The sequence below is a fragment of the uncultured Bifidobacterium sp. genome (assembly GCF_949292005.1).
Classification (GTDB): Bacteria; Actinomycetota; Actinomycetes; order Actinomycetales; family Bifidobacteriaceae; genus Bifidobacterium.
Map to the genome: position 1 here is coordinate 1 of NZ_CASEXV010000004.1, position 7,376 is coordinate 7,376.

At 61.2% G+C, this 7,376-nt stretch carries 6 protein-coding genes; 3 read left to right on the top strand and 3 right to left on the bottom strand.

Annotated elements, in window-relative coordinates; translation table 11 throughout:
- The first annotated feature begins 77 nt into the window (after window positions 1–77).
- The gene (locus Q1X90_RS00140) at window positions 78–932 is read left to right on the top strand and encodes an aldo/keto reductase (protein ID WP_300765645.1); all 855 of its coding nucleotides are present in this window, start codon (window positions 78–80) and stop codon (window positions 930–932) included.
- A gap of 248 nt (window positions 933–1,180) precedes the next feature.
- On the top strand, window positions 1,181–1,891 hold the full coding sequence (locus Q1X90_RS00145; protein ID WP_300765640.1) for an HNH endonuclease family protein: 711 nt from the start codon (window positions 1,181–1,183) through the stop codon (window positions 1,889–1,891).
- Here Q1X90_RS00145 and Q1X90_RS00150 read toward each other — a convergent pair.
- From Q1X90_RS00150 to Q1X90_RS00160, 3 genes are all read right to left on the bottom strand, one after another.
- Window positions 1,872–3,572, bottom strand: a complete 1,701-nt coding sequence (locus Q1X90_RS00150; protein WP_300765641.1) for an MDR family MFS transporter — start codon at window positions 3,570–3,572, stop codon at window positions 1,872–1,874. The genes Q1X90_RS00145 and Q1X90_RS00150 overlap by 20 nt on opposite strands.
- Window positions 3,573–3,690: 118 nt before the next feature.
- Complete coding sequence (locus Q1X90_RS00155; protein WP_300765642.1) at window positions 3,691–5,274, bottom strand: sugar transferase; 1,584 nt, start codon at window positions 5,272–5,274, stop codon at window positions 3,691–3,693.
- A gap of 147 nt (window positions 5,275–5,421) precedes the next feature.
- Window positions 5,422–6,456, bottom strand: a complete 1,035-nt coding sequence (locus Q1X90_RS00160) for a LacI family DNA-binding transcriptional regulator (RefSeq protein ID WP_300765643.1) — start codon at window positions 6,454–6,456, stop codon at window positions 5,422–5,424.
- A gap of 334 nt (window positions 6,457–6,790) precedes the next feature.
- On the opposite strand from Q1X90_RS00160, the gene Q1X90_RS00165 reads away from it, so the two are divergent.
- The coding region (locus tag Q1X90_RS00165) for an alpha-amylase family glycosyl hydrolase (protein ID WP_300765644.1) at window positions 6,791–7,376 on the top strand (586 nt) is incomplete at its 3' end.

Here is a 7,376-nt window from a genome sequence, read left to right on the forward strand (position 1 = left end):
GACGATTCGAACGGACGAGGGACGTGGTCCCGGAAGGACTGGCAAACATGACGGATTCCACTGTAGCGGATTCCATGATGACGGATTCCACCGTTCCGATGATCGATCTGACGGACGGCAACGCTATTCCCCAGATCGGTCTGGGCGTCCTGCGGGTCGGTGACGAAGAGACCACTCCTGTGGTGGAGTCCGCTCTGTCGTTGGGATACCGCCATATCGACGGCGCCGCGGGCTACGGCAACGAGGCGGGGATCGGCCGTGCGCTTAAGGCGACGGGATATGATCAGGGCATTCGCCGCCGCGATTTGTGGGTCACGACGAAGCTTAGGGACAGTGAGCAGGGGTACGAGTCCACCCTGCGCGCCTTCGATCGCCAACTTAGGCTTCTTGGCCTCGACTACGTGGATATGTACATGATTCATTGGCCGACGCCCTTCGACTGGAGGTCGGGCGAGACGTGGAAGGCGTTCGTTCGCTTGCGCGACGAGGGCAGAGTGCGGTCGTTGGGTGTGTGCAATTTCCTTCCCGAGCATCTCGACCGGCTGCATTCGGAGACCGGGGAATATCCGGTCGTCGATCAGATCGAATGCCATCCCACGTGGCAGCAGCGCGGCGTTGCGCAGTACTGCCACGCTCACGAAATAGCTGTGGAGGCGTATTCTCCCATGGCGCGTGGCGCCGACCTCGATGCTGGCGATGGTCTGATCGAAACCATCGCGACGACCCACGGCGTCTCCTGCGCCCAGGTGGTCCTGCGTTGGCATATCGAGAATGGCATGATTGTCATTCCCAAGTCCGTCCATGCGGCGCGGCAGCGGGAGAACCTCGACCTTTTCGGATTCTCGCTCACATCCGAGGAACACGCGGCCATCGACGCGCTGGATGGGCCCACTCGCGCGGGTCACGATCCACAGACCTTTTCCTACGCGTGAATCCGCGTGAGTCATGCGACCGTGCGTCCACACGGATGCCGCGTCGTCCGTCGTCGCACCGGGTTCTCCTATAGTGGCACTTGTTTTGTTGGCAATGCCTGTGTTTTCGCACGGCCGCCGGCATTTCGAGAGTGAAGTGTCCTCTTGCGGAGTTTGTTGGAGGTGCAGTGGCGGATTGCTGGGTCATGTGGGCACGTGGAAGGTCTTGGCGTCGATGTCGTAGGATTCAGCGGCGTGTGGTCACGCTGATGGCCTTGTCAGCTGCCGTGGGCGTGGTGGTTGGGTTTGCGCTTCCTCGCGTCAGCCCATCGATAGGGGAGTCCGTGGGGTTGACGCTGTCGTATGGCGCAGCCTTCGAGGCTATGCAGCGTATTTTCGTCGACGATGGTTTCGGCGACCAGGGGTACGACCGTGATTCGTTCGATTATCGCGGAACTGATGATGATGGCGATGGCTGCGATGTGCGCGATGAGGTGCTGGCCCGTGATATGAGCGGTGTGCGGTTCGACCCTTCGGATGGCTGCACCGTCCGGAGCGGGGTTCTGGACGATCCATATACCGGCGAGCGAATCGAGTTCGTCCGTGGGCCGAGGACGTCCTCGGCGGTGCAGATCGATCATGTGGTCGCTTTGGAGAACGCTTGGAGATCGGGGGCGAGCCGCTGGGATTCGACGATGAGGAGACGATTCGGCAACGACGCGCGCAATCTCCTCGCTGTGGATGGTGGCGCCAATCAGGACAAGGGCTCCGCATCGGCCGCCTACTGGCTTCCGGAGAACACCGGTTTTCGTTGCGAGTACGTGGCGAGACAGGTCGCTGTCAAACTTGTGTACGGATTGTCCGTCACCTCTCGCGAGAAACAGGCGATGTCACGTGTTCTTCGCACATGCCCGGGCCAGACGTTGCCCATCGATGTCAGTGGGACGGTCGACGCGACGGTCAGTCGGACGGATGTTTGACCACGTCGAGAAGATGGTGGCCGTGGATGACGTGCATTTGTGCGATGGCGCGCCGTGCGATGTCGCGTGACGATCCGGCGCCGTCGCCTTTGACCCCGAAGGCCACGAGCAGCACCATGATCACCACGATGCCGGAGGAGAAACGCAGTGCCGACTGGACGCCGAAGATGCTGGAGACTATGGCGGTGTCGGCTCCACCGCCCAGAGCCGCGTGCCGCAGCCGCGCGAATGTCTCCATAAGAATCACCAGCACCGGGGCTCCAACGGCTCCGGATATCTGCCTGGCGGTGTTCGTCACCGCGGATCCGGCCGACACGTCCTGAGGGTCAAGGGAGTTGAGGGACCATGTGGTGATGGGCATGAGGACGAATCCCATGCCGATCTGGCGGACGAACTGCCAGATCGATATCCACCAGATCCAAGTGTCGGTGCTGATGGTGCTCATCATCACGGTACCGAAAAGAAGCGTGATGGTTCCGGCCAGCGCGACCGGTCTGGCGCCGAATCGGTCTAGGAACTTTCCGCCGAAGAACTGCGCGATGCATTGTCCCGCGGCTCCAGGCAGCAGTACAAGCCCACTCATGGTGGCGGAATAGCCGCGGTCGTCCTGGATATATAAAGGAATGATCACCATAATCGAGCTGAAGGCGAAGAAGCTGAGCGACGCACAGACGGTTCCGATGGTGAAGCTTCGGTTGCGTAGGACGCCGAGGTCGAGAAGGGGCGGGTTGCGGATGGGGATGCCTCCTACGGGGATGCCATCTCCTGGTCCGACGCTTATCTTGCTGGCGTGGCCGTGGCTTGTGGGGCTTGTTGCGAGGCCTCTCTCGAGGCTCTGATGGTAGAGCCGCGCGTTGCGGATCTGCCGCAGGACGAACCAGACGATGCCGATCACGCCGATGACCATGGGTGCCCAGACTAGGGGATGGAGAGCCGGATACGACTCGATGTTGGTGAAGCCGAACATGAGTCCGCCGAACCCGAATACGGAAAGTCCGACCGAGAAGCAATCGGCCTTCACCGTGCGGTCCTTCTCCACGAAGTTGCGCAGGCCGAAGAACGTCAGGACGAGGCTGAACAGCCCCATAACGGTGAGGGACAGGAAAATCGACCGCCATCCGTTGGCGTCGGTCTGCATTCCTCCGATGGTCGGACCTATCGCGGGGGCGACGGCCATGGACATGCCGACCGTTCCCATGGCCACACCTCGGTGGGTGAGCGGGTAGATGGAGAAGATGGTGATCTGCAGAACCGGCCACATCACGCCCGTTCCGATGGCTTCGAGGATGCGTCCGACCAGAACGAGTTCGAAGCTCGGCCCCAGCCATGAGAGCGCCGATCCCACGGTGAACGAGACCATTGAGGCCAGAACGATCTGCCGCGTGGAGAAGCGCCGCGTAAGGAACGCCGTCAGCGGCACCATCACGCCCATGACGAGCTGGAAGACCGATGTCAGCCACTGTCCGGTGGTGACGTTGATGCCGAATTCGCCGACGATGGTGGGCAGTGCCGCGCTCAGTTGCAGTTGCGTGAAGTTGCCGATGAAGGTGATGAAGGTGAGGATGGCAAGGGATATGAATCCCGCCTGCGTGAGCTTCCCGTCGTGGTAGGCCTCGTCGCGCGTGAGGCTCCGTGAGCTTCCCGCCGTGTGATTCATGGCCTGCCGTATACGAGAGTTCATGTGCCGCTTCCTCCACTCCACGGGCGTGGATCCGCTCCTGACGCTTCTCAGGATGCCGTGGAACAAATCACTCACTTTACGCCACGGCCCGCGACAGCGGGGCTTGCGGTCGTGGCTCTCAGTACGACCCGGTGCCGCGGATCACGGCCGTGATGGTTTTGAGCAGGATGGCGATGTCGCCGTTGATCGACCATCGTTCGACGTACGACACGTCGAGCCGCTCGGACTCCTCCTGGCTGAGGTCGCTGCGCCCCGACACCTGCCACAGGCCGGTGATGCCGGGTTTGACCAACAGGCGGGTGGAGTAGAGGGACGCGTATTCGTTCACCTCGTACTGCTGTTGAGGTCTGGGACCGACCAGACTCATATTTCCTATGAGCACGTTGAGGAATTGGGGAAACTCATCCAAAGAGGTTTTGCGGATGAATCTGCCGATGCGGGTTATTCGCGGATCATCTTTGGGTTTGAATAGTATTCCGTGGTTCTCGCCCATCTCCTTGGCGAGCTGTGCGTCGATTTTGTCGGCGTTCACATGCATGGAACGGAATTTGTAGAGGGTGAAGGTCTTGCCATACAGGCCTATGCGCTGCTGCTTGTATATCGCCGGACCCCCGTCCTCGGCCCTGACGAGGAGTGCGACCACGGCCATGACGGGCGAGCTGATGATCAGCGCCAGCAGCGAGCCGATGATGTCCATGACGCGTTTGATGATGCGCGTTCGCGTCGAGTATTGGGGCAGGGTGGCGGTGAAAACGGGCATCGAGGCGTTGTCGCGCAGGTGGAGGGTGGCGCCGTCGATGTCGGCGACCCCCGCGCTGAACGCCAGTTCGATCCCCATGGACTCCATGGCCAGGGAGAGGGTGCGCATGGTCTCGGAGTGGCGGCTCATGACGTCGGTGATGACCATGGTGCGCGCGCCGAGGTCCTTGGCGGTCTGGGGTAGATGGGAGTCCAGAGGGAGCACTCGCAGCGTCCGTTCCCTGTCGTTGGTGGGAGTGAATGGCACATGGACGAGGTGCTGGGGGTTGGGTCTGTCTGATGTGGAGTTCCCGTTCGCGACCGCGCATACGGCGAAGGGGGCGTAGCCGAGGGCGGTGTTCCCATCGAGCTGTTCGACCGCCTGATGGATTCCCTCGGGGGATCCGACGATCACGGTGGCGTAGTTGTACCCGCCTCGTGCGCGGTTGCGCTGCAGTGATCTGCGCATAAACCATCGCTCTATCAGAGTGAAAAGCACTGACAGCAGTGGAACGGCCAGAACTATCTGTCGTGGCACGAAAAGCTTGAAGAGGTAGATGATCGTGCACAGGGCGATGATCGTGTAGAATCCGGCCGCGATGACCCTGCTGTACACCTCGTATCCCTGACCCATCATGTGGCGTGTGTATATCCGCGCCCCCGCGAGACAGAGTATCCATACGCCGGTTACCAGCGCGGCCATGGCCAGCACATCATCCCCGGACAACTGGTTGCGTGAGATGTATTCTTTGGTCTCAGAATGGACCAGAACAACAATGGTTGTGGACAGCAGCGACATGATCGCGTCGAGGAGGATGAGCGTCGCGTTGTAGAGATAGCTCCAGTGGGGGGCCGAATAGGCGAACACTCCGTTGCGTCGCGGCAGACTGTTGGTCGGGAAGTAGGTTCCGTCGAAGAAGGATGTCGACCTGTCCCTGCTGCTGGGTCGTTTCTGACTTGACATTAATTACCCCCGATTCACCTGCGGCGCCGACGGCCTGTGGCCGCCGGCGCCGGTGTCTCTCCCCGGTGACCGTATCATGTGGTGGAGTCAAGGACGAGCCGGATGCACGATATGCGAACATGGCAGTGCGAACTGGACGCTCTCCGTCTAGTCGTGTGCGGGGGCCTTCGACGTGGTTCGGCGCAACGTCATGGTGGTGCCGACGGTGTGATGTCCCACTGCGAATTGTTCCGCTCCGAGAAGCGTGAGCAGCATCTGCGCGGCATGACCGCCAAGACTTTCAGGATCCTGATGAATTGTGGTGAGATCCGCAGCATGCGCGATTGGAGCGTCGTCGAAGCCGATGATGGACATGTCGTCCGGAATGCTGATTCCCTGCCGTTTCAGCTCCGACAGCAGCGCTATGGCGAGTTCGTCCGTTTCCACGCATAGTCCTGTGGGATGCCGGTCGGAGGCGAGCAGTTGCCCTGCGATGGCATGGGCGAGGAAGGTGTTGTCAGTGGCCGTCGTTCCTGGGTCCATCACGAGCACCTGGTAGTGGTCGGCGTCGTAGCCGAGATCCCGTGCCGCCTGAGGGAAGTACGAGGATCGCATCTGCGTGCTGAAGAAGCGGTCGGAGCCGGGGGTGGCGCCCACAAAGGCGATGGAGCGGTGTCCCAGTGAGTGAAGCAGTCCGACGGCTTGTCTGATGCCTTCCTCGTTCGAGGCCGATACGGATGCGTCGAACCCGTCCGGGGAGGGGGAGTTGATGCCCACGACGGGAACGCCGTTCAATGAGTCGTGGAGCTTTTGCGAGAAATGAAATGAGGCGACGATCAGCCCGTCCATGTTCCGGTCGGAGGGAAGCCGGGTGAAAAAGCTGTCCCGTTCCGTCCGTCCCAGAATGAACGAGGGGATGATGTCGTATCCCTGCGGGGCGAGAACGGTGTAGGCTCCCTGCAGCACGGATGCGTTGAACCATGCCTTGAGATTGCCTGAGACAAGAAGGCGGATGCGCATGGTGCGTCCCGAGGCCAGGGCGGATGCGTTCTTTGACAGCGTGAAGGAGAGCTCGTCCGCGGCCTGTCTGACGCGTTCCATCGTTGTGGAAGTGACGCTCGCGCTTCCCCGTAGTGCCCGTGAGACGGTGGCGGGCGACACTCCGGCGAGGCGCGCCACGTCGGCGATCGTGGTTCTGCGCATGTTCTCCTCCTCCTTCTCCTCTTGGATGACGGTTGGATGATGGTCGGGCCATGACCCGTGGCGGAATGAGGTTTCGTGCATGCCGACCCACCTGGGATGAATACGCTTGCACGGCATCTGCACACAATGGTACCGATGGTAACGATGGTGCGGACCAATTGTCATGTGAAGACTTTGTTCCCTTTTCCTTGTTGTGGCTTTCATGTGCCGGGTGACGATTCACGTGCCGTATTATGAAAGCGCTATCATCCATAATCGATCGGCGGTTCGATGGCCACGGCCATATCGTCGGGCATCGTGGTCAGGGAACCGCGCGGGACGGCAAGGAGACGGAATGACTATCGACACCTCCACGCTGTGGTGGAAGCAGGCCGTGGTGTATCAGGTCTACCCGAGGTCCTTCAAGGACACCACGGGCTCCGGTCTGGGGGACATCGCGGGAATCACCTCGAAGATCCCCTATCTGCGTGATCTGGGCGTGGACGCGATATGGCTCAGCCCGTTCTACCCCAGCCAGCTCGCCGATGGCGGATATGACGTCGACGACTACCGCGACGTCGATCCCCTTCTGGGCACGATGGCCGATTTCGACGACCTCGTCTCAGCCGCGCACCAGGCGGGCATCCGCGTGGTGGTGGACATCGTCCCCAACCACTCGTCGAACCGTCATAAGTGGTTCCGCGAGGCCCTGAGCTCGCCATCCGGTTCGGCCGCGCGCGACCGGTACATCTTCCGCGATGGGCGCGGAGAGAACGGAGAGCTTCCTCCCACGAACTGGACCTCGCATTTCGGAGGATCGGCCTGGACGCGCGTACCCGACGGGCAGTGGTATCTGCATCTGTTCGCGGTGGAGCAGCCCGACTGGAACTGGAACAATCCCGAGGTGCGCGAGGACTTCCTCACCACGTTGAGGTTCTGGC

Coding starts and splice junctions, on each gene's coding strand:
- Q1X90_RS00150 (WP_300765641.1), bottom strand. CDS start 3,572: ATGAACTCTCGTATACGGCAGGCCATGAATCACACGGCGGGAAGCTCA.
- Q1X90_RS00155 (WP_300765642.1), bottom strand. CDS start 5,274: ATGTCAAGTCAGAAACGACCCAGCAGCAGGGACAGGTCGACATCCTTC.
- Q1X90_RS00160 (WP_300765643.1), bottom strand. CDS start 6,456: ATGCGCAGAACCACGATCGCCGACGTGGCGCGCCTCGCCGGAGTGTCG.
- Q1X90_RS00145 (WP_300765640.1), top strand. CDS start 1,181: ATGGCCTTGTCAGCTGCCGTGGGCGTGGTGGTTGGGTTTGCGCTTCCT.
- Q1X90_RS00140 (WP_300765645.1), top strand. CDS start 78: ATGACGGATTCCACCGTTCCGATGATCGATCTGACGGACGGCAACGCT.